At 61.8% G+C, this 19,312-nt stretch carries 20 protein-coding genes; 7 read left to right on the forward strand and 13 right to left on the reverse strand.

The window, feature by feature from the left end:
- Positions 1 to 11: 11 nt before the first annotated feature.
- Positions 12 to 860, reverse strand: a complete 849-nt coding sequence (gene lgt, locus AC1DOG_RS00995) for a prolipoprotein diacylglyceryl transferase (protein WP_181459272.1) — start codon at positions 858 to 860, stop codon at positions 12 to 14.
- 193 nt (positions 861 to 1,053) lie between these two features.
- On the opposite strand from lgt, the gene AC1DOG_RS01000 reads away from it, so the two are divergent.
- The 4 genes from AC1DOG_RS01000 (at position 1,054) to AC1DOG_RS01015 (ending at position 3,503) form a co-directional block, all read left to right on the forward strand.
- A complete protein-coding gene (locus AC1DOG_RS01000) occupies positions 1,054 to 1,326 on the forward strand; it encodes an accessory factor UbiK family protein (protein ID WP_047506065.1) in 273 nt (90 codons plus the stop codon).
- Positions 1,327 to 1,720: 394 nt separating this feature from the next.
- A complete protein-coding gene (locus AC1DOG_RS01005) occupies positions 1,721 to 2,221 on the forward strand; it encodes a type III secretion system chaperone family protein (protein ID WP_113010456.1) in 501 nt (166 codons plus the stop codon).
- A gap of 1 nt (position 2,222) precedes the next feature.
- The gene (proC, locus tag AC1DOG_RS01010) at positions 2,223 to 3,044 is read left to right on the forward strand and encodes a pyrroline-5-carboxylate reductase (protein WP_112945552.1); all 822 of its coding nucleotides are present in this window, start codon (positions 2,223 to 2,225) and stop codon (positions 3,042 to 3,044) included.
- Between the two features lie 117 nt (positions 3,045 to 3,161).
- Positions 3,162 to 3,503, forward strand: coding sequence for a tRNA-binding protein (locus AC1DOG_RS01015; RefSeq protein WP_477926488.1), 342 nt, complete (start codon positions 3,162 to 3,164; stop codon positions 3,501 to 3,503).
- Between the two features lie 47 nt (positions 3,504 to 3,550).
- Here the strand turns inward: AC1DOG_RS01015 and AC1DOG_RS01020 are convergent, their stop codons facing one another.
- The 5 genes from AC1DOG_RS01020 to AC1DOG_RS01040 all read right to left on the reverse strand — a co-directional run bounded on the left by AC1DOG_RS01020 (position 3,551) and on the right by AC1DOG_RS01040 (position 7,690).
- Positions 3,551 to 4,132: a DUF1349 domain-containing protein gene (locus AC1DOG_RS01020; protein WP_477926489.1), complete on the reverse strand. Its 582-nt coding sequence runs from the start codon at positions 4,130 to 4,132 to the stop codon at positions 3,551 to 3,553.
- Positions 4,133 to 4,139: 7 nt separating this feature from the next.
- Complete coding sequence (locus AC1DOG_RS01025) at positions 4,140 to 5,516, reverse strand: ATP-binding protein (protein ID WP_111562853.1); 1,377 nt, start codon at positions 5,514 to 5,516, stop codon at positions 4,140 to 4,142.
- Positions 5,517 to 5,542: 26 nt separating this feature from the next.
- Positions 5,543 to 6,244, reverse strand: coding sequence for a response regulator (locus AC1DOG_RS01030; protein WP_018897404.1), 702 nt, complete (start codon positions 6,242 to 6,244; stop codon positions 5,543 to 5,545).
- Positions 6,245 to 6,754, reverse strand: a complete 510-nt coding sequence (locus AC1DOG_RS01035; RefSeq protein ID WP_047506055.1) for a MarR family winged helix-turn-helix transcriptional regulator — start codon at positions 6,752 to 6,754, stop codon at positions 6,245 to 6,247. It abuts the gene before it with no gap.
- A 324-nt stretch (positions 6,755 to 7,078) separates the two neighbouring features.
- Positions 7,079 to 7,690, reverse strand: a complete 612-nt coding sequence (locus AC1DOG_RS01040) for a DUF1236 domain-containing protein (RefSeq protein ID WP_047506054.1) — start codon at positions 7,688 to 7,690, stop codon at positions 7,079 to 7,081.
- A gap of 195 nt (positions 7,691 to 7,885) precedes the next feature.
- Between AC1DOG_RS01040 and AC1DOG_RS01045 the strand changes: the two genes are divergently transcribed.
- Positions 7,886 to 8,536 (forward strand): MBL fold metallo-hydrolase, encoded by a 651-nt coding sequence (locus tag AC1DOG_RS01045; protein ID WP_477926490.1) that lies wholly within the window; start codon positions 7,886 to 7,888, stop codon positions 8,534 to 8,536.
- Positions 8,537 to 8,626: 90 nt separating this feature from the next.
- On the opposite strand, the gene AC1DOG_RS01050 is transcribed toward AC1DOG_RS01045, so the two are convergent.
- From AC1DOG_RS01050 to AC1DOG_RS01075, 6 genes are all read right to left on the reverse strand, one after another.
- Positions 8,627 to 9,061 carry a BA14K family protein gene (locus AC1DOG_RS01050; protein WP_018897409.1) on the reverse strand — a complete coding sequence of 145 codons (435 nt, stop codon included), beginning with the start codon at positions 9,059 to 9,061 and terminating at the stop codon, positions 8,627 to 8,629.
- A 137-nt stretch (positions 9,062 to 9,198) separates the two neighbouring features.
- A complete protein-coding gene (locus AC1DOG_RS01055) occupies positions 9,199 to 9,414 on the reverse strand; it encodes a cold-shock protein (RefSeq protein WP_018897410.1) in 216 nt (71 codons plus the stop codon).
- Positions 9,415 to 9,877: 463 nt separating this feature from the next.
- On the reverse strand, positions 9,878 to 10,792 hold the full coding sequence (locus AC1DOG_RS01060; protein ID WP_477926491.1) for a DMT family transporter: 915 nt from the start codon (positions 10,790 to 10,792) through the stop codon (positions 9,878 to 9,880).
- A gap of 135 nt (positions 10,793 to 10,927) precedes the next feature.
- Positions 10,928 to 12,007 carry a PQQ-dependent sugar dehydrogenase gene (locus AC1DOG_RS01065; protein WP_477926877.1) on the reverse strand — a complete coding sequence of 360 codons (1,080 nt, stop codon included), beginning with the start codon at positions 12,005 to 12,007 and terminating at the stop codon, positions 10,928 to 10,930.
- Positions 12,008 to 12,169: 162 nt separating this feature from the next.
- A complete protein-coding gene (locus AC1DOG_RS01070; RefSeq protein WP_477926492.1) occupies positions 12,170 to 12,949 on the reverse strand; it encodes a class GN sortase in 780 nt (259 codons plus the stop codon).
- Entirely contained in the window at positions 12,939 to 15,290 is a 2,352-nt protein-coding gene (locus AC1DOG_RS01075) for a marine proteobacterial sortase target protein (RefSeq protein ID WP_477926493.1), read from the reverse strand. Before AC1DOG_RS01075 ends, AC1DOG_RS01070 begins: the two co-directional genes overlap by 11 nt.
- A gap of 339 nt (positions 15,291 to 15,629) precedes the next feature.
- On the opposite strand from AC1DOG_RS01075, the gene AC1DOG_RS01080 reads away from it, so the two are divergent.
- On the forward strand, positions 15,630 to 16,832 hold the full coding sequence (locus AC1DOG_RS01080) for a pyridoxal phosphate-dependent aminotransferase (RefSeq protein WP_477926494.1): 1,203 nt from the start codon (positions 15,630 to 15,632) through the stop codon (positions 16,830 to 16,832).
- 142 nt (positions 16,833 to 16,974) lie between these two features.
- Positions 16,975 to 18,129, forward strand: a complete 1,155-nt coding sequence (locus tag AC1DOG_RS01085) for a GGDEF domain-containing protein (RefSeq protein ID WP_477926495.1) — start codon at positions 16,975 to 16,977, stop codon at positions 18,127 to 18,129.
- Between the two features lie 70 nt (positions 18,130 to 18,199).
- On the opposite strand, the gene AC1DOG_RS01090 is transcribed toward AC1DOG_RS01085, so the two are convergent.
- The gene (locus tag AC1DOG_RS01090) at positions 18,200 to 19,297 is read right to left on the reverse strand and encodes a calcium:cation antiporter (RefSeq protein ID WP_477926496.1); all 1,098 of its coding nucleotides are present in this window, start codon (positions 19,295 to 19,297) and stop codon (positions 18,200 to 18,202) included.
- Positions 19,298 to 19,312 lie beyond the last annotated feature (15 nt).

Below are 19,312 nucleotides of genomic sequence, written 5' to 3' on the forward strand. Positions count from 1 at the left end.
CGGTGCCGCGATCAGGACTGCAGGGCAGCCTGACGGCGGGCACGGATCATGGCCCAGAGGCCCAGCAGGATCATCGGCGAGGACAGGACCATGCCCATCGTCAGCCAGTTGGTGCCGAGAAGGTAGCCGAGTTGTGCGTCAGGTTCACGGAAGAACTCGACGAAGATGCGCGACAGCGCATAGCCGCAGACGAAGACGCCGGCGACGAAGCCGGGGGTCTTCAGCGCCTTCATGCCGTAGATGAGGGCGGCGAGCACGAGAACCAGCACGATGCCTTCGAGGCCTGCTTCATAAAGCTGGCTCGGATGGCGTGCGAAAGGGCCGCCGGTCGGGAAGACCACGGCCCACGGCACGTCCGTCAACCGGCCCCAGAGTTCGCCATTGATGAAGTTGGCGATGCGGCCGAAGAAGAGGCCAACGGGAACGACGGCGGCGACGATGTCGAAGAGGTTCCAGAGCGGGATCTTGTTGCGCTTGGCGAAGATGATCATGGCGATCGTCGTGCCGGTCAAGCCGCCATGGAAGGACATGCCGCCGTTCCAGATCTGGATGGCGCGGATCGGGCTCTCGATGATCGCAGGCATGTCGTAGAAAAGGATATAACCGATGCGGCCGCCGAGGACGACGCCGAGCGCCACCCAGACGACGAAATCGTCGAGCTGCGCCTTGGTGATCGGCGAGACATTGCCGGGCCAAAGGCTGTCGTTCGCGGCGATGAGGCGCGCGTAGTACCAGCCGATCATGATGCCGGCGACATAGGCCAGGCCGTACCAGTGAATGGCCACGGGCCCGATTGCAAAGGCGATCGGGTCGATATTGGGGAACGGCATGATGGCCATAAGGTCGGCAGCTGTCTGCAAGGTAATCCCATCCGTTGATGTGGGCGGAAGATGGCCTTGCCATAACAGCGGGTCAAGTTGATTGTTAGTGATGCGAGATAAGTGCGACCGCTTATCCAGTGCAAAGCGCTTGCATCCTTAACGGCGAAGCCCTACCTCATTCCTTAGGGCCGAGAGCGGCCGGAAGCCATTATTTCAAAGGGAGTAAACCGCCATGACGACAGGCGCAAACCGCATCATGGACGAGTTCGCAAAGCTGATGACAGATGCCGCAGGTGCCGCCCAGGGCGTGCGCAAGGAAGTCGAGACGATGTTCAACGCGCAGGCCGAACGCTGGCTGAACAGCATGGACGTGGTCAAGCGGGAAGAGTTCGAGGTCGTCCGCGAGATGGCGATCAAGGCGCGCGACGAAAACGATGCGCTTCTCGCGCGCATCGCGGCACTCGAGGCGAAGCTCGAATCCAAGCCTGCCGCCAAGGGCAAGTAAATCCCGTTTGGGGACAGGGCGCGGTGTGGCCTTTGAGAGACACACCGCTGCTTCGGCTAAAAAAGCGGGTGTGTTTATCCACCTGTGGACACTGCCAAAAAAGCCAATGGGCAGAGTCGTTTATACCCTCCTTCTGAATCCAATTCCCAACACCTTTCCACAGTGGCGTTCCCTAAAACGGCCCTCAGGGGGCTGGCACACCACCGGGTGCGTTATACACTGATTTTAAATGATGATTCGAAGCAGTTGGTAAGCTCCGGGCAGGTTCACTGCGTAAGTCTGGTAGCGGTTCAACGGTCATCTGGGTTGGTGGTTTCCGGGTTAGTTGCGTGTGTTCGCTTGTGTCTCGTTGGACGAAGTCGTTACGCATTCACTCCGGTCAAGAAGGTGCTGCATGAGCCTCATGGAATTGGAAGTCGAGCGTCAATCGAACCCGGTCGATATGATCGAGTACGTCGCCGCCCACAACGACTGGGCTTTCGAGCGGTCGGGTGACGACGAAATCGCGATGACGGTCGAGGGCAAGTGGACGGATTATCACGTCTCCTTTTCCTGGATGGAGGAATTCGAGGCGCTGCATCTCGGTTGCGCCTTCGATATCAAGATCCCCGAACAGCGCATGAATGAAGTGACGAAGCTTCTGGCCGGTATCAACGGTCAGGTGCTGATGGGGCACTTCGACGTCTGGCGCCAGGAGGACGTGGTCATCTTCCGCCAGTCGCTGCTGCTTGCCGGCGGCGCTGAGCCTACGAACCGCCAGGTGGAAGTGCTGCTCGCCAGCGCGCTCGATACCTGCGAGACCTATTATCAGGCGTTCCAGTTCGTGATCTGGTCCGGCATGGACGCCAACCGCGCCATGGAAGCCGTATTGTTCGAAACCGTAGGTGAAGCGTAACATGTCCGGTCTGTCGTCCTCGGGTCCAATCGTTCTTGTCGGCGCCGGCAACATGGGGGGCGCGATGCTCTCCGGCTGGCTGAAGAATGGTGTGCCCGGTGCTTCCGTCGTCGTCGTCGATCCCGGCCCCTCGGCCCAGATGATGGCAACGATCAACGAGGCGGGCGCCAGGCATGTGACGGCGCTGCCGGCCGAACTGAAGGCGGGCGTGCTGTTTCTGGCGGTGAAGCCGCAGGTGATGGACGCCGTGCTCCCATCCGTGAAGAGCGCCGTCGGCGACGATACGGTCGTGGTTTCGGTCGCGGCGGGCAAGACGCTCGGTTTCCTCGAATCCCATCTTGGCGAAGCGGCGATGGTTCGCGCCATGCCGAACACGCCGGCCATGGTCGGCCGCGGTGTTACTGGCGCTTTCGCCAATGCCCGCGTCGGCCAGAACCAGCGTGATCAGGTGCATGCGCTGCTGAGGGTCTCCGGACCCGTGGAGTGGGTACCTTCAGAATCCGATATCGATGCCGTTACAGCCCTTTCGGGCAGTGGTCCTGCGTATGTGTTCTATCTCGTGGAGTGCATGGCAGAAGCAGGCCGGAAACTTGGCCTGCAGGCGGACCTTGCCATGCGGCTTGCACGGGAAACTGTCGCGGGGGCTGGTGAACTCTTGCACCAGTCCCCCGACGACGCATCGAAGCTTCGTCAGAACGTGACGTCGCCAGGCGGCACGACGGCGGCGGCGCTCTCGGTGCTGATGGCTGACGATGCGATGCAGCCGCTGTTCGACAAGGCGCTTTCGGCCGCTCGCAAGCGCGCCGAGGAGCTGGCGGGTTAAAGCGCGTCGCGATCTTTCAGATCGCCAATTGCGCTTTAGGTCTTTGTTTTGCCGCATGTCGTTATCGCAAAACCGCACACACTTTTGCGCGACATGCTCTAGATAAGGCTGATTTTCATGACCGAAGAAATTACCTATGGCGATTTCGAGCGGGTCGACATTCGTGTCGGCATCGTGATCGAGGCCAATCCGTTTCCGGAGGCGCGCAAGCCGGCCTTCAAGCTCTTGATCGACTTCGGACCCGAGATCGGCGTCAAGAAGTCCTCGGCGCAGATCACGGTGCACTATACGCTCGAAAATCTCGTCGGCCGGCAGGTGCTGTGCGTGGTCAATTTCCCGCCAAGGCAGATCGGCCCGTTCCGGTCCGAGGTTCTGACGCTCGGCTTCGAGGACGAGGCCGGCGCCATCGTGCTCGCGGCGCCGGACAAGCCGGTGCCAAACGGCAAGAAGATTATGTGATTGCTGGAGCGCCGTGGCCTTGTGCCCGGCGTTTCAATGCCGACGGTCTAGTGAATGTCGCGCGAGAGCGGGTCCGAGAGGCTGAAGTCGTGAAACGTGGCTTCGAAGCCGGCGCGTTGTGGTGAGCAGAAGACCGGGCCGACCATCAATTCCGCAAATTTCGGGTCGAACCAGGCGAGGCGCGCCATGCGCCAATCCGCCATCATGTCGGTCCTGTACTGGATGAACAGCGCATCGCCATTGCGCGTGACCCGCACCGACAACGTCGCAAAATCATGGTCGATGCGAAATGCCGACCAGTCGGAATTGCCGTTGGTGACGACGACGCTGAAGTGGCGGGCGCCGTCGGTATATTCGATCCCGCATTTCACCCAGTGCGTCGCGTCGGCGCGCAGCATGATGCCCGCCTGATCATAGAGCGCCTGGTAATCCGCCGAAAAGGTCAGCTCAGCGGTGAAGTCGCCGTGGCGTGACCGATGGAGGAAATGGCCGTCGTCGCGGTGGAAGCCGTAATAGGTTCCCTGCCAAAAATCGGTCTTGTCGCCGGAGCGCACGTGCAGGCCGTCGTCGCGCTGCTCGGCGAAGGGCGGCGGGTTGAGCCAGGTCATGTCCGTCAAATCAATCGCCATCGTGAGCTCAGGCCGGGATGCGGATGACGGCGCGCAGGCCGCCGAGGGGGCTGTCGCCAAGCGTGACGTTGCCGCCATGGCTGCGGGCGATATCGCGGGCGATCGCTAGGCCGAGGCCCGTTCCCGACGCATCGAGATTGCGTGCCTCATCGAGACGGAAGAAGGGCTTGAAGACGTCCTCGCGGTTCTGTTCCGGAATGCCGGGGCCGTCGTCGTCAAACACGATCGTCAGCCACTTGGCGCCGTGCTTGGCCTCGATGTTGAGGGTCTTGGCATAGCGGCGGGCGTTGGAGGCGAGGTTGGTGACGAGGCGCGTGAAGGCGTTCGGCCTTACCTCGATGTCGTCGTCGCCGTCGATCGAGTAGGTGAGCGTCTTGTCGTGCAGGGCGAAGTCTGGCTCGAGCTTCAACAGCAACTCGCTGAGCTTCAGCTCGCCGACATCTTCCTCGACCTCGCTGCGGGCAAAGGCCATGTAGGCTTCCAGCATCGACTGCATGTCGTTGACGTCGTCGCTCATGCCCTGCAGGTCGGGATTGTCGCCGGCGAGCGCCAGCTGCAACTTGAAGCGCGTGAGGATGGTGCGCAGATCGTGGCTGACGCCTGTCAGCATCGCCGTTCGCTGTTCCATCTGGCGCTCGATGCGCTCGCGCATGAGGATGAAGGCGAGGCCGGCGCGGCGGACTTCGTCGGCGCCGCGCGGGTAGAAGTTTTCGGCCTTCTGGCCCTTGCCGAAGCTTTCAGCGGCGGCCGCGAGTTTCTGGATCGGGCGGATCTGGCCTCTGAGGAACAGGATGGAAATGGTGATCAGCACCAGCGATGCGCCCACCATCCAGACGATGAAGATATGAGTGTTGGAGGCGTAGGTCTGGTTGCGCTTGGCGAGCACGCGCAGGATCTTGCCGTCCAGCTTCACCCTGACCTCGACGAGATTGGAATCGCCGACCGTATCGATCCAGAAGGGACGCTTGATCTGGTCGCGGATTTCGTCGCTCAGAATGCCGTCGAGAATGGAGAAGAAGGGCTTGATGCGGGGCGGGGGGAGTTCGCCATCGGGCTCGATCGAGATCTGCAGGCCGAGCTGGTCGCGGGCGATGCGGGTGGCCTCGCTGTAGTCCGTATCCTGCGGGTAGGTCTCGATCATCTGGATGATCGCGGCAATATCGGCGGTCACGGCCATCGACAGGCGCTGGGTGACCATCTGCCAGTGCCGCTCCATGAAGACGGCGGCGACGACGGACTGCAGGAGCACCATCGGCATGATGATGATGATCAGCGAACGGACGTAAAGGCCCTTGGGCAGCTGGCGGCGGAGCAGGCGCGTGAACCAACGCCAGCCGGAAACCGGCGAGCGGTCCTCGCGTCGCAGGGAATCGAATGTTACCATCTAGAGCCTTTCCGGGTCCCGGATCATCAATCGATGCTCAGGCGGTATCCTATACCACGAACCGTCTGGAGCCAGACCGGATTTGATGGGTCGTCCTCGATTTTGCGGCGCAGGCGGTTGATCTGCACGTCGATCGTGCGCTCGCCGACATCGACATCGTTGCCGATCAGTTCGTGGCGGGGAATGGTGTCGCCGGCGCGCTTGGCGAAGAGCAGCATGATTTCCTGCTCGCGATCCGTCAGGCGAACGATCTCGGCAGCCTTCTTGAGCTCGCGGCGGGTCAGCGAGAATGTGTAGGGACCGAACATGACCTGTTCGATCTTGGGCGCATCGCCGGAAACGTTGCGGCGCAGGATGTTGTTGATGCGCAGCACGAGTTCGCGCGGGTCGAAGGGCTTGGGCAGATAGTCGTCGGCGCCGGCCTCGAGTCCGGCGATGCGGCTGTCGGATTCGGCGAGCGCCGTCAGCATGATGATCGGCACGTTCTTGATGATGCGCAGATCCTTGGTGACGTCGATGCCGGATTCGCCGGGCATCATCACGTCCATGATGATCAGATCGAAATCCAGGCCGCCAAGCTTGCGACGTGCTTCGGCGCCGTCGGCCGCAACCGTCACACGGAAGCCGTTCTCGCTCAGATAGCGGTTGAGCAGCGCGCGAATACGCGTGTCGTCATCCACAACGAGCAAGTGTGCCGCATCGTCCGAAATCACTATCTTCGCCGCCATTCAGTCCGCTTTCGAGTTTTGTCTGTTCTGCATGCCACTCAGGAAGGCTTTCACACCCGCCCTGACCTCCGGGGAGGCTCCGTCGAATGCTCTCTCAATACGGCGCGATTGCGGCTCGGCGAGCGCAAGCGCCAGATCCCTGCCTGTGGCGGTGGGATAGAGCTTGCGCTGACGTCGGTCCTCAGGCCCCGCTTTTTGTTGAATATACCCCGAATCGATAAGCTGTTTGAGTACCCTTGCGAGACTCTGTTTGGTTATCTTCAACGTATCCAGGAGATCGGCAACGGTCATGCCGGGGTTTCGGTTAACGAAATGCACCACGCGGTGGTGCGCACGTCCAAAGCCGCTCTTTGCCAGGATGGCGTCAGGATCGGAGACGAAGTCCCGATAGGAGAAAAACAGGAGCTCGATGATATCGAAGTCGATGGTTTCGGTGTTTTCCAACGGCTTGGTCAAAGGCTCCGGCTTGGGCTCCTGCCTGCCGGCTCTCGGGCTGCTCTGTCGTGCCAATTTGGCATTTCCTTTCCTAGTCTGCGCCGTTTGGCCGGAGCACGCGGGACCATAGGTCAGCAATGATGACATATGTTCCAGTGTCTGTCGGTTTTCGGCTTTCGCGCGTGCAAAGAAGATCGGTGTTGTCGTTAGAACCGAGATGCCTCCGCGCAAAACTCCCCATGCGATACGCAATTCCCCTGCGTGATTGGATTAAGAGGCATATTTGCGGCAACAATCAACAGGCATGACGCGAGCGCGGCGGCCAGTTCACAGCCGTCTGGCGAGCGCGCATGAAAAAGGCGGCCGGGTGGCCGCCTTTGCTGTCCATGATTTCAGGTCTTAGTTGTAGACGTAGACGATACGGCGCGTACCCGGATCGACCAGTACAGGACGGTCGTTGATGCGAGCGTAGCGGTACTGGTAGTCAGGAATTTCCTGGAAGGTCACGGTGCCGGGCACCTGTGCGCCGACCACCACGTCACCGCCGATATCGACCGTGCGGCCAGGGTTGCTCTCGATATAGGTGGTGACCGTCTGCGGCGGTTCGATCGTCTCGACCGAGCCAACCGGGCCGAGCAGTTCGTCGCCCGGAGCGGGTTCGGCGGGGCCGGTCGCTGCCGTGGTTTCATAGGTCACAACGGGGATATCGAGATCAGATTGGTGCTGCTGGACGATCACCTGATTGCCGTCCTGATCCATCTGCAGGTACTGGGCATAGACCCAGCCGCGCATGCCGTTGACATCGACACGGCACCACTGGCTGCCGGCGACGCAGCCGTCGAGGATGGTTTCGGAGCCGCGGGTCGCAACGCCGACAGCGGGATACTGCTCGCCGGGGCCGGCGTGAATGGTCAGATCGTTGATGGCCGTTGCGGCCATTTCCGCGCGGGCGAGGCCGGCGGTCGCCAGAACCATTGCGCCTGCCAGGAAAAGATTTCGCTTCATGGTCATCGTGGGTCTCCTTTTATAGACGGGTTGGTAACGCCCGGAATAAGGGGAGGTTCCGCCAAGGGCGATCACAGGAGATTACACTTGTCGTTGCGGCGTGACGGAGGGCTCGGCTAAATCGAGGCTGCATGTGCCGGCGTTTGCGACTATATCGACATCGAGACGGACGAACTACGCAAGACATAAAGCGAGGCACCCATGAGCATGCTCCAGGCCGGGATCATTCCGGTGACAGCGTTCCAGCAGAACTGCACGATCTTTTTCGATGAGGCGACGAAGGAAGGCGTGGTGATCGATCCGGGCGGAGATGTCGCCAATATCCTGCAGGGGATCGAGCAGAATGGGCTGAAGATCAAGGCGATCTGGCTGACCCACGGCCATCTCGACCATGCCGGCGGGGCCAAGGAGCTCAAGGAAGCGCTCGGCGTCGATATCGTCGGCCCGCACGAGGACGATCTACCGCTGTTGCAGCGGATCGAGACGCAGGCCGAAAAATACGGGCTGCCGGCGGGCCAGATGCAGAATGTCGAGCCGGATCGCTGGCTGAAGGATGGCGATACCGTGTCCTTCGGCGAGCATGTGTTCGAGGTCTATCACACGCCGGGCCACGCGCCGGGGCATGTCATCTATTTCAACCGGGCGCAGAAGTTCGCGCATCTCGGCGACGTTCTGTTCAACGGCTCGATCGGCCGCACCGATCTTCCCGGCGGAAACCACCAGCAGTTGCTCGATTCCATCCGCGACAAGGTGCTGCCGCTGGGCGACGAGGTCGGCTTTATCTGCGGCCACGGGCCGGGTAGCCGGATCGGCGACGAGCGGCGCGGCAATCCTTATCTGCAGGGGCTTTGAGCCGGGCAGGGGATCAGAGCGGGCAAAGTCCGCACAAAACAAAAGCGCCGCTGAAAAGCGGCGCTTCGTGCATGAACGATCTGTATTCGATCAGTTGGCGACGCAGAAGTGGCTGCGGCCGTCATTGCCGATGAAGGTGCCGCTGCGCGGATCGAACGAACGGTAACGGTAAGAGCAGTAGCGTTCCCACTGCGGGGTCCACGGCTCGACACCGACGCGAACCGGAGCCGGCTGGTAGTAGCGCACGGGCGCCGGGCGATAATAGCGGGGAGGTGCTGCGTAGACCGGACCATCGTCATAAGCGTAGGGCGGGTCGATGTAGCGCGGTTCATCGTAGCGCGGCGCATTGGCGATCGCCGAGCCGACGATCAAGCCTGTTGCCAGACCGACAGCGCCGCCGACCCATGCATCATTGTTATGGTGGTGGCGATAGCGCCAGTCGTCAGCCGATGCGACACCGATCGACGAGAATGTGATGGCAGCCGCGGTTGCCGTCAGAAGAAGGGTCTTGGCAAGGCTATTCATGTGTTCTGTCCTGTTCAAACTCTTGGCCGGTTTTGCACCTTGATGATGGCAAGTTAACGGCTGGCGGCTGAATGCAGGCTGAACGATAAAACCCGGCGGCCCGCCGGGCTTCAACTCGATTGCAAAGGTAGGCTCTATCAGCCGTCGATCTGCAGGTTGACGGCCTTCGGGCCCTTGCCGCGACGATCCGGTTCGGTGTCGAAGCTAACCTTCTGGTTTTCCGTCAGTCCGGCCAATCCGGAAGCCTGCACGGCGGAAATGTGAACGAAGATGTCCGCGCCGCCCTTGTCAGGCTTGATAAAGCCAAAGCCCTTGTCGGTGTTGAAGAATTTTACAGTCCCAGTCTCGGCCATGCGTCAGGTCCTTTGATCTCTGCCCGCCATCCACACGGGCAGCATACTGATATTGCCTCCTCACGGAGACGCTAACAGGCAATTATTGAATTGTGAGAAAAAGGTCCCCTCTAAATCAGTATAGTTCTCCGCAGAACTTCCGCCTGCTTGTTTAGAACCAACCGACCGGAGTATTAGCGTCTCCGGCGCGCACAATCTTAAGGACTTCCCATGCTCGCAAAATGCCCGAACGCCACGAGATTGCTGCGATTATTCACTTTTGGCAAGCAAAAGTTTTCCGACGCAACGCGGCCTCGCGCGCCAATTCCGGGTGGGTTTTGCGCTCCGACGAAAAAAAGCACTCATCAGCCGCCGCTGAATAACGTTTTGTATCGTGAGCAATATATTTTAGGAGCAGATTTTGCCAAAAGTACAACGTGCGCGCGACCTCGCGAACGTTAAACTTTTTTTCATATTTTCGGCTTCAGCCCGGATTTTGGCCGATAAGCAGGCCGTTTTGGCGACGTCGGCGCGCTATCTCGGGGACGATTTCAACTAGAAGCATTGCCGCGAACATCAGCGCGCAGCCGACATAGCCGAGAGGGGATATCTTCTCGCCCAGCACCAGAGCGCCAAGTGCGGCGCCGAACAGCGCTTCGGACGACAGGAAGATGGCTGCCTGCGAGGAGGTGGTGTAGCGCTGGCCGATGATCTGCAGCGAGAAGGCGACGCCCGACGAGAAGATGCCGACATAGAGGATCTCCGGCGCCGCGTCCCAGATCGCCGCCAGGCTGATGGGTTCGACAATGACGGCGGCTGCCAGCGCCAGGACGGCGGTGACGGCGAACTGCGCCACCGACAGCGTCAGGGCTCGACCGGTCTCCGAGACGATGATGCCGGCGAGCGTGATCTGTCCGGCGGAGAAGACGGCGCAGAAGATGGTCAGGACATCGCCGCGCGACAGGGCCGACATGTCGCCACCCGACAGCAGATAGATGCCGGTCAATGCCATCAAGGCGCCCGGCCAGACGATCCAGTGCGGCGCCCGGCGCAGGAAAACCACGGCGATGATCGGAACGATGACGACGTAGAGCCCGGTGAGGAAGCTTGAGTTGGTCACCGTCGTCGTCTGGAGGCCGATTTGCTGGGTGATCATGACGCCGAAGAGGGTCAGGCCGATCAGCAGATAGAGCATCGCGTGGCGCCCGCTGGTCTTGGTCTTGCTTTTGCGCGCCTCGATCAGAGCGAAGGGGAGTACGGCGACGGTAGCGATGGCGAAGCGCAGGCCGACGAACCAGAGAGGACCGATCGTTTCCATTGCCGTCGACTGCGCGACAAAGCCGCCGCCCCAGATGGCGCCAGCCAGCAATAGAACAAGGTTCGCCTGTATGCGCGTCATGTCAGCCTCAATCGGGTCAGCCTCGGGGAGGTCGGCCAGACGGGTTAGCGCTTTGCGGCCGAAAAGGGAGTGGTCGAGATGGGCGACCGTTACCAGTTTCGTTCGACCGCAGCAAGGCGACGTTGGCGGCCTAGATCAGCCGTTGTTCGCAGGTGCCCGGGAGACGCGCAGCAGCGCACCATCGTCGTCGTCGGTGACGATCAGAAGCGCGCCGTCGGGCGCCACCACGATATCGCGCATGCGGCCATAGGCGCCGTCGAAGATACGCTCCTCGGCGACGAAAGCGCCGCTGTCATCGCGCTGCATGCGCGACAGGAGCTGGAATTTCAGGGCTGCGACCAGGAAGTCGCCATTCCATTCCGGAAACATCTTGCCGCGATAGATGGCGACGGCGCCCGGCGCGATCGAGGGGTCCCAGTAACAGAGCGGCTGCTCCAGCCCCTTCTTGGCAGTGCCTTCGCCGATCTCCGCGCCGGAATAGTCGCGGCCGTAGGTGATGATCGGCCAGCCGTAGTTCTTGCCCGGCTCGATGCCGTTGATCTCGTCGCCGCCGCGCGCGCCGTGCTCGACGGTATAGAGCTTGCCGTCGGCGGCGTCGAAGGTGATGCCCTGCGGGTTCCGGTGGCCCTTCGACCAGATTTCCGGCAGCGCCTTGGCGCCGTCCTTGAAGGGATTGTCGTCGGGGATGCTGCCATCGGCATTGATATGGACGATCGAGCCGGCATCGTCCTGCCAATCCTGCGAGCGGTCGCGATCGCCTCGGTCGCCAACGCTGATGAACAGCGAGCCATCCTTGGCGATGGCGATGCGCGAGCCATACTGGATGCCGCCGCTGGTGAACTTGCGCATCTTGAAGATCGACTTGACGTTCTCAAGCGCGGTTCCGTCGGCTGAAAGCGTGGCGCTGAAGGCTTCGGTGCCGGAGCCGCCGTCACCCGGGGTCGCGGCCGTCAGATAGAGTGTCCGCGAGGTGGCAAAATCGGGTGCCAGTTCCACATCCATCAGGCCGCCCTTGCTTCTGGCGTAGACCTTGGGCACGCCGGATATCGGTGCCAGGAGTTTGCCGTCGCGGACGATCCGCAAACGGCCGGGGCGTTCGGTCACGAGATAGCCGCCATCGGGAAGGACCGCCACCGCCCATGGATGCTCCAGCCCCGAGGCGATCGTTTCGACCTGAACCTGGACCTTCTTGGTCTCGACCGTGTCGGCCGCCATGACGGGGGCGGATTGGGCAAGGATCGCCGTCAGCAACAAGCCAATCCCTGGCGCTTTACCGAGCCGAAGTGTCGAAACTGATCTCATTCCCCATCCCCTAATGCCAACTTACAAATGTCAATTCGCATGAGACTTGGAGGAGGGACGGCTTCGGTTCAACCCTCAGGGGGTGGGGGATAACGGCATTGTGTTTTGGCCCTGAATGGAACCGGTCGTTTTCGCGTCCACAAGCTCGGCATTGACGATATAGCGCAGCGGCCCGCGTTCGGTGGCGCCGAAGGGCCAGCAGGTGGCCAGCACGAGGTTATGGCCATGTGCCGTCGGGTCGATGCCGCTGTTGTCCCAGGCGACGACGCGGCCTTCGCCGGCCTTGAAGATCAGGCGTTCACCGTCGCGGCGCGTTACCTCGATCTCATCGCCCGGCTTGACGTCCTTGAGCCAGCGGAAGTGGGTGTCGCGATGGGCGGCGATGACGGAGGTGCCTTCTTCTCCCGGCTGCGGGGTATTGGTCAGCCAGGCGGGACCGAAGGCAAGGGCTTCGCCGGAGGCGCCGGAGAGAACGATCGCCTGCTTGCCGAGGCGCGGGGCGCTGACTTTCGCCTCGGTGGTAAAATCGGCCCAGGGCCAGGGCTTGGCGTCTTCGCCGCGCAGTTCGGCCGCGAAGGCGCGTGCCAGCAGGAATTGCGACAGCTGCGCCTTCGCTTTGATATAGATGCCGTCGCTGATCAGGATCATCCCGTAGAGCGCCAGGATGGCGATGCCTGCAGCGATCACCTTCTCGACCACGGAGAAGCGCGGCCACAGCGGCGACGCCTGTTTGTTGTCGGGTGCGTCGAATGCGGTTGCCGCTGCCGTCGCCATGGCGAGTTCCAGATAGGTGGGAAGCGGGCCGAAGTCATCGGCCGGCCCGGCTCCGCTGGTTCTGCGTGTTCTAATGGCCACCGCGGGTTCCTCCCGCCATGGCGTTGCGGCGTCTCCACGCCATCAGACCGCTTGCGGCCACCAGTGCCAGTACCATCATGGTCACGCCACGGGCGATCTGCTCGTCGGCGCGGGTGGCGGTCTGCGGCAGCTGGACGGAGGCCGAGCGCTGGGCGATCAGATTGGCGGCCTTGGGTGTCGGGGCGGCCGCCATGCGGGTTGCCGCAAGCTCGGCCACCTGCTGCAGCGGTGCGGCCATGGCGTGGTCGGGTCCGTTGCCTGACGGGGCCTGCGGGGCAGGGGCGGTCTCGCCGTAGACTTTCTCGAAGTCCCAACCATCAGGGAGGTTGAGCGGAAGCTTGGCGGAGTCCAGCGGCTTATCCTGTGGCCGCGACGGGGTGACGTCGACGGCGACGAGGCTGGTCATGCGCGAGACGAGGTGATGGGCAAGCGCCACGGCCTCGACATCCTTGTCGAGCGCTGTCGGGTCCTGGCGCTCATAGGAGCGGGCTTCGAGATCGTCGATCTTGCGGCGTGCCCAGAGTTTGGAGATGCCCTGGCCGTCGGCGGCATTGGCGATATCCATCTCGACGCGCCAGGGCTGGGTGCCCGTCTTGCCCGTGATCTGCAGCTTGCCCGTCTGCTTGATGTCCGGCAGCTCGGCGGTCAGCACCACGGGCTCGCCGGTATAGAGGTCGGGCATCGGGTTGGGGGTGATGTCTTCTGCCTTGGCACCCTCGAAGGTCGCCGCGATATCGGTCATCGCGGGGTTTTGCAGCTTCTGGAAAAGCTCGGCCATGCGCGTGGCGATCTGGTCGGTGGAGCCGATCTGCGTGAAGGTGCCGCGGCCCATCTCGGCGGCCTTGGTCATGAAGTAGGAGTTGGGCGCCGAGCCGATGCCGACGGTGAAGACGCGGGCGTCTCCGCGGTTCTGGGTGATCTCGGTGAAGAGTTGCTGTTCGTTGCCGATCGCGCCGTCGGTGAGGAAGACGACCTGGCGCAGCGCGCCCGCCGCGACCGAGCCCTGGTTGCGCAGTGCATCCTGCAGCGCCGGCAGCATCTCGGTGCCGCCATCGGCGTTCAGGCTCCTGACATAGGATATCGCCTTTTCGCGATTGTCGGGGGAGGCTGCGACGAGGCCGTTGAAGTAATCGGTCATCGTGTCGTCGAAGCGGATGACGTTGAAGCGGTCGTCGGCGTTGAGCCTCGAGATGGCGAGCGCCAGGCTCTCCTTTGCCTGCTCGATCGACGGGCCGGACATGGAGCCGGAATTGTCGATGACGAAGACGACTTCGCGCTTGGCGGGGGCTGCATTCGCATCCGGCGTCGCGGGCGGCGTGACGAAGGCGAGAAGGTAGGTCTTGCCGTCGCGCACCTCGCGGAACAGGCCGGCGCTCGGCGTCTTGCCGGGGGCGGCCTTCCAGGTGAGCTCGAAATCCTTGTCGGCGAGAACGGTTTCGCCCTTCAGCGCGATGACGCGGTTCTGGTCGCCGTCGGTCTTGATATCGACATCGTGGAAGGAGGATTTGACATCGCCGAGCGGGAAGCCGGCCTTCAGCTTTACGGTCAGCGCGACGGGGTTGATCTTGGCATTCTCGCGCGGGTCGAGCACCGGTGCCGTGATCTTCTCGCGGTTCTCGACCGGATCGGACGGGACGGCGAAGCCGGCGCCGTTGTTGAATTCGACGGTCTGGACGATCGGCGCCGGATTGTAGCGGGGTGCCACGACCATCGGGAAGCGCAGCGAGAACTCGCCGCCGGACTGGTGTACCGTCTGCTGGTATTCGACCTGCACGACGATGGTTTCGCCGGGGCCGATATTGGCGACCTGGTTGGTGAAGATGTTGGGGCGTTGCTGTTCCAGCAGGGCGGTCTTCTTGCCCTCGGCCTTGGCCTGCTCGTAGATTTCGCGGGCTTCCTGGCGCGGCTTGATCTGGCCTTCGATGAAGCGGTCGCCGATCTGCATCTTCAGGACGTCAACGGCGGAATTTTCAGGCAGCGGGAAGACGTAGGTGCCCTCGACCCAGCCCTTGCTCGGGTTCTGGAAGCGCTGCGTGACCTTGACGCGGGCGATGGGGCCGGTGACATCCATCTCGACGTCGGTCTTTAGACGCGGCGCCTCGACGAAAAAGCCGGGTTCCTTGGCGGGAAACAGCAGCGAGCCGCTGTTGACGTCGTTCGGCTTGATCAAGCCGGCGAGCTCGCGGGCTTTGGGCCAGCTTTCATCAGCGGCATAGGCGGCCGTCACCAGTCCTGATGTAACCAGGACTGAGGCGGCGAAAGCCACGAATGCGATCAACAGGGATATGGAAACGCGGGCGGCGCGCAGCCGCCTCAAGGTGACTTCATCTTCCAGAAACATGGCATGCCCTCAGTAACCAATTTCGGAGATGCAAGAATGCGGCTTCGATCTCGGCGGGCTCGCGACCGAATTGCGGCATGCCACGGCATTTGTTGCGGCCAATTCGTGGCGAAGGGCCGATTTGGCGAAGTTTTTGATTTCAGGGCGTAAATCAGGATCGCGTCGGTCAGGCGGCTTCGGATTATGCGAATCACGATGCCGATGGCGCGAATGATCACGAAGAATCATCCGATTCATCACCCCTTTGGCCTTGAAAAGCCTGCCTACATTGGACATAGACCGTAGCGCAGAAATCCGGCCCCGGCCGTCTGCTAAAATCAACCGTATAGGACCGATATCATGGCCTTTCTTGCCGATGCTCTTTCCCGTGTGAAGCCTTCCGCCACCATCGCCGTTTCCCAGAAAGCGCGCGAGTTGAAAGCAAAAGGCCGTGACGTGATCGGTCTTGGCGCCGGTGAGCCGGACTTCGATACGCCCGACAATATCAAGCAGGCGGCGATCGACGCGATCAACCGCGGCGAGACGAAGTACACGCCGGTTTCCGGTATCCCTGAACTGCGCAAGGCAATCGCCGCGAAGTTCAAGCGCGAGAACGGCCTGGATTACTCCTGGGAGCAGACGATCGTCGGCACCGGCGGAAAGCAGATTCTTTTCAACGCCTTCATGGCAACGCTGAATGCCGGCGATGAAGTCGTCATCCCGGCACCTTACTGGGTATCCTACCCGGAGATGGTGGCACTGTGCGGTGGTACGCCGGTTACCGTCATGACGACGCAGGAAAACAACTTCAAGCTCCAGGCAGCCGATCTCGACAAGGCGATCACGCCGAAGACGAAGTGGTTCATCTTCAACTCGCCGTCCAACCCGTCGGGTGCCGCCTATACGCATGACGAGCTGAAGGCTCTGACCGATGTGCTGCTCAAGCATCCGCATGTCTGGATCCTGACCGACGACATGTACGAGCACCTGACCTATGGCGACTTCAAATTCGTCACGCCCGTCGAAGTCGAGCCGAAGCTCTATGACCGCACGCTCACCATGAACGGCGTCTCCAAGGCCTACGCGATGACCGGCTGGCGTATCGGCTACGCGGCCGGCCCGATCCAGCTGATCAAGGCCATGGACATGATCCAGGGCCAGCAGACCTCGGGCGCATCGTCGATTGCGCAGTGGGCTGCTGTCGAAGCGCTCAACGGCACGCAGGCGTTCATCCCTGAGAACAAGAAGATCTTCGAAGGCCGCCGCGACCTCGTCGTGTCGATGCTGAACCAGGCCAAGGGCATTTCGTGCCCGAACCCGGAAGGCGCCTTCTACGTCTACCCGTCCTGCGCCGGCCTGATCGGCAAGACGGCACCGACGGGCAAGGTCATCGAGACGGATGAGGACTTCGTGTCCGAGCTGCTGGAATCGGAAGGCGTTGCCGTGGTTCACGGCTCGGCCTTCGGTCTCGGCCCGAACTTCCGTATCTCCTACGCGACCTCGGAAGAGCTGCTCGAAGAAGCCTGCAAGCGCATCCAGCGCTTCTGCGGCGCCTGCAAGTAAGCAGTGTTGCTTTGAACTTCGAAACCCGCCGGCGACGGCGGGTTTTTTATTGCAGGTGTGTTTTGCTGCCGCCCATTTAAAGATCGCTAATGACTGGCGTCTATTGGTGCGCTGTTTTTATAGATTTCATTGCCTTCGGATTATGACGCTTCAATCCTTCCAGCTCGACTTCGCAACGGTTCTCCTGTTGCACCAATGCTCGTTTCTCGTCGGCGCTCTCTGCTTTCTCTATACGCGCTGGCAGTCGAAGCGCGGCGAGGGGTTGGGCACGTTGGCGATCGGCTTCTTGTCGCTGGCGATGTCGTCGACCTTGGCGGGGCTGGGCGAGCGTTCGGTGCTCTCCCATGAAATATGGACGTTCGGCACCTTCGTATTCGGCCTGATCGGCTATTCGGTTTTCTGGGTCGGCATGCGCCAGCTCAGCAGCGGCAGGCGGCGGCGGATCGATTGGCTCGTGCTGATCATTCCAGCGGCGCTGATCGTGACTGCGTTCGCGACGCGGTTCTATCTCGACGATGTGGCTCGCGGCGCGGTCAGCAATTTCATCTCCTTCCTGTCGCTTGCGGCGGCTGCCGCCACCGTGCTGCATGATCGGCGGCCGGAACGGCTGCCGGTGCGGGTCGTGCTGTCTTGCGTGATCGCGTTGTCGTCGCTTCTGGCCTTGCTCATCGTCGTTGCCATGCTGACGCCGGCGATCGCTCCGATGACGCCGCGCTGGGCGTTCTTCATCCGCATCATCTGCCATTTCGCGATCGCACTCTTCGTCATCATCCTCGTGAAGGAGCGCGCCGAGGCGGCACTGCGGCATGTGGCCGATACGGACATGCTGACGGGCGTCGGCAACCGCCGCTGGTTCACCTCGCGGATGCCGAAGGTCTTGCGCGGGGACGATGCGCTGCTGTTGATGGATCTGGACCTGTTCAAGCAGGTCAACGATCGTTTCGGCCATGATACTGGCGATCAGGTGCTCGTCAGCTTCGCCGATGCGATCCGCCGCAACCTCAATGCAAGCGGCAGCTTCGCGCGTCTCGGCGGCGAGGAGTTCGCGGCCTATCTGCCGAAGACGAACGCCTTGGAGGCCATGAAGGCGGCCGAGCGTCTGGTCGATCTGATCGGCAAGCTCGAAGTGGACAGCAACGGGCAGCGCGTGCCGCTCACCGTCAGCATCGGCGTTGCAACGAGCGCGGATGCGGGCCGCTCCTGGAGCGATCTGCTCAAGATGGCCGACGCGGCGCTTTATGCCGCCAAGGATAGCGGGCGTAATCGCGCCGTTCTCTACGACAAGATCGCGGCGTAATCGCTTTTCTCAGTTTGTAATCCGATTCAGGTTTTCGCCGTAAGGCGTTGATTTCGGATTCTATCTGCCGCTATAGCCCCAGGCTTGCCAGCATCAGGAACGTCGCGAACAGGATGAAGTGCGTCATCCCCTCGATGGCATTGGTCTCGCCATCGTTGAGGTTGATGGCGGCGGCGATCAGAGTGATCGTGACCATCACCGTCTGCACCGGCGTCATCGCCATGATGAAGGGCTGGCCGGTGTAGAGCGCGATCGCCTCCATGACCGGGACGGTCAGGATGACCGTTGAGAGCGAGGCGCCCATGGCGATGTTGACGGTTGCCTGCATTCGGTTCTTCAGGGCGGCGCGGAGCGCGGTCAGGATCTCGGGCGCGGCCGATATGGTCGCGACGACGAGGGCGGTGAGGCCGATCGGCGCGCCGGTGCCCTTGAGGCCCGTCGTCATGAAGGCCGACATGAATTCGGCCAGCAGGCCGATGATGACGACGCCAGCCAGGATCGTGGCGATCGAGACAGCCGTCGACCCTTCGTCGCCATGCTCCTCCGATGCGTCCTGCTTGCGCTCGGCGCGGGGGTAGCTGTAGCTGAAGAAATAGCTGTGCTGGCCGACCTGCATGCGCAGGAAAAGCGCGTAGAGCGCGATCATCGCGACGATGGTGAAGGCGGAATAATAGTGCCACTTCTCATCGGGCACGAATTCCGGGACGATCATCGAGATGCCGATCGCCGTCAGGATCATGACGCCATAGGTCTTGCCGGAGTTGTCGTTATAGGGTTGCTCGCCGTGCTTCAGGCCGCCGAGCAGGGCAGCGAGGCCGAGGATGCCGTTGATATCCAGCATCAGCGCCGAATAGATCGTGTCCCGCACCAGCGTCGGCGAGCTTTCGCCTGCCATCATGATGGCGAGGATGATGACCTCGACGGCGACGGCCGAGAGCGTCAGGATCATCGTGCCATAGGGATCGCCGACCTTGATGGCGAGGATCTCGGCGTGATGGGCAACACGCATCGAGGCGAGCACGATGGTCACGACGAGGGCGGCGGCCGCGATGAGGGCCGCGCCCTGGCCCATCTCCATGATCGCGTGTTCCGACAGAAACGCCGCCACGCCGACCGCAATCGCGATCAGCAGGTACCGTTCGGTTTTCAGGCGTGACACTATCCCCAACGTCGAGCTCCGATC

It is taken from the genome of Rhizobium sp. 01N48 (assembly GCF_056399145.1).

Excerpts from the sequence above, each read along its gene's own strand:
- AC1DOG_RS01000 (WP_047506065.1), top strand. The coding sequence starts at position 1,054 with ATGACGACAGGCGCAAACCGCATCATGGACGAGTTCGCAAAGCTGATG.
- AC1DOG_RS01005 (WP_113010456.1), top strand. The coding sequence starts at position 1,721 with ATGAGCCTCATGGAATTGGAAGTCGAGCGTCAATCGAACCCGGTCGAT.
- proC (WP_112945552.1), top strand. The coding sequence starts at position 2,223 with ATGTCCGGTCTGTCGTCCTCGGGTCCAATCGTTCTTGTCGGCGCCGGC.
- AC1DOG_RS01015 (WP_477926488.1), top strand. The coding sequence starts at position 3,162 with ATGACCGAAGAAATTACCTATGGCGATTTCGAGCGGGTCGACATTCGT.
- AC1DOG_RS01020 (WP_477926489.1), bottom strand. The coding sequence starts at position 4,132 with ATGGCGATTGATTTGACGGACATGACCTGGCTCAACCCGCCGCCCTTC.
- AC1DOG_RS01025 (WP_111562853.1), bottom strand. The coding sequence starts at position 5,516 with ATGGTAACATTCGATTCCCTGCGACGCGAGGACCGCTCGCCGGTTTCC.
- AC1DOG_RS01030 (WP_018897404.1), bottom strand. The coding sequence starts at position 6,244 with ATGGCGGCGAAGATAGTGATTTCGGACGATGCGGCACACTTGCTCGTT.
- AC1DOG_RS01040 (WP_047506054.1), bottom strand. The coding sequence starts at position 7,690 with ATGACCATGAAGCGAAATCTTTTCCTGGCAGGCGCAATGGTTCTGGCG.
- AC1DOG_RS01045 (WP_477926490.1), top strand. The coding sequence starts at position 7,886 with ATGAGCATGCTCCAGGCCGGGATCATTCCGGTGACAGCGTTCCAGCAG.
- AC1DOG_RS01050 (WP_018897409.1), bottom strand. The coding sequence starts at position 9,061 with ATGAATAGCCTTGCCAAGACCCTTCTTCTGACGGCAACCGCGGCTGCC.
- AC1DOG_RS01055 (WP_018897410.1), bottom strand. The coding sequence starts at position 9,414 with ATGGCCGAGACTGGGACTGTAAAATTCTTCAACACCGACAAGGGCTTT.
- AC1DOG_RS01060 (WP_477926491.1), bottom strand. The coding sequence starts at position 10,792 with ATGACGCGCATACAGGCGAACCTTGTTCTATTGCTGGCTGGCGCCATC.
- AC1DOG_RS01065 (WP_477926877.1), bottom strand. The coding sequence starts at position 12,007 with ATGGCGGCCGACACGGTCGAGACCAAGAAGGTCCAGGTTCAGGTCGAA.
- AC1DOG_RS01075 (WP_477926493.1), bottom strand. The coding sequence starts at position 15,290 with ATGTTTCTGGAAGATGAAGTCACCTTGAGGCGGCTGCGCGCCGCCCGC.
- AC1DOG_RS01080 (WP_477926494.1), top strand. The coding sequence starts at position 15,630 with ATGGCCTTTCTTGCCGATGCTCTTTCCCGTGTGAAGCCTTCCGCCACC.
- AC1DOG_RS01085 (WP_477926495.1), top strand. The coding sequence starts at position 16,975 with ATGACGCTTCAATCCTTCCAGCTCGACTTCGCAACGGTTCTCCTGTTG.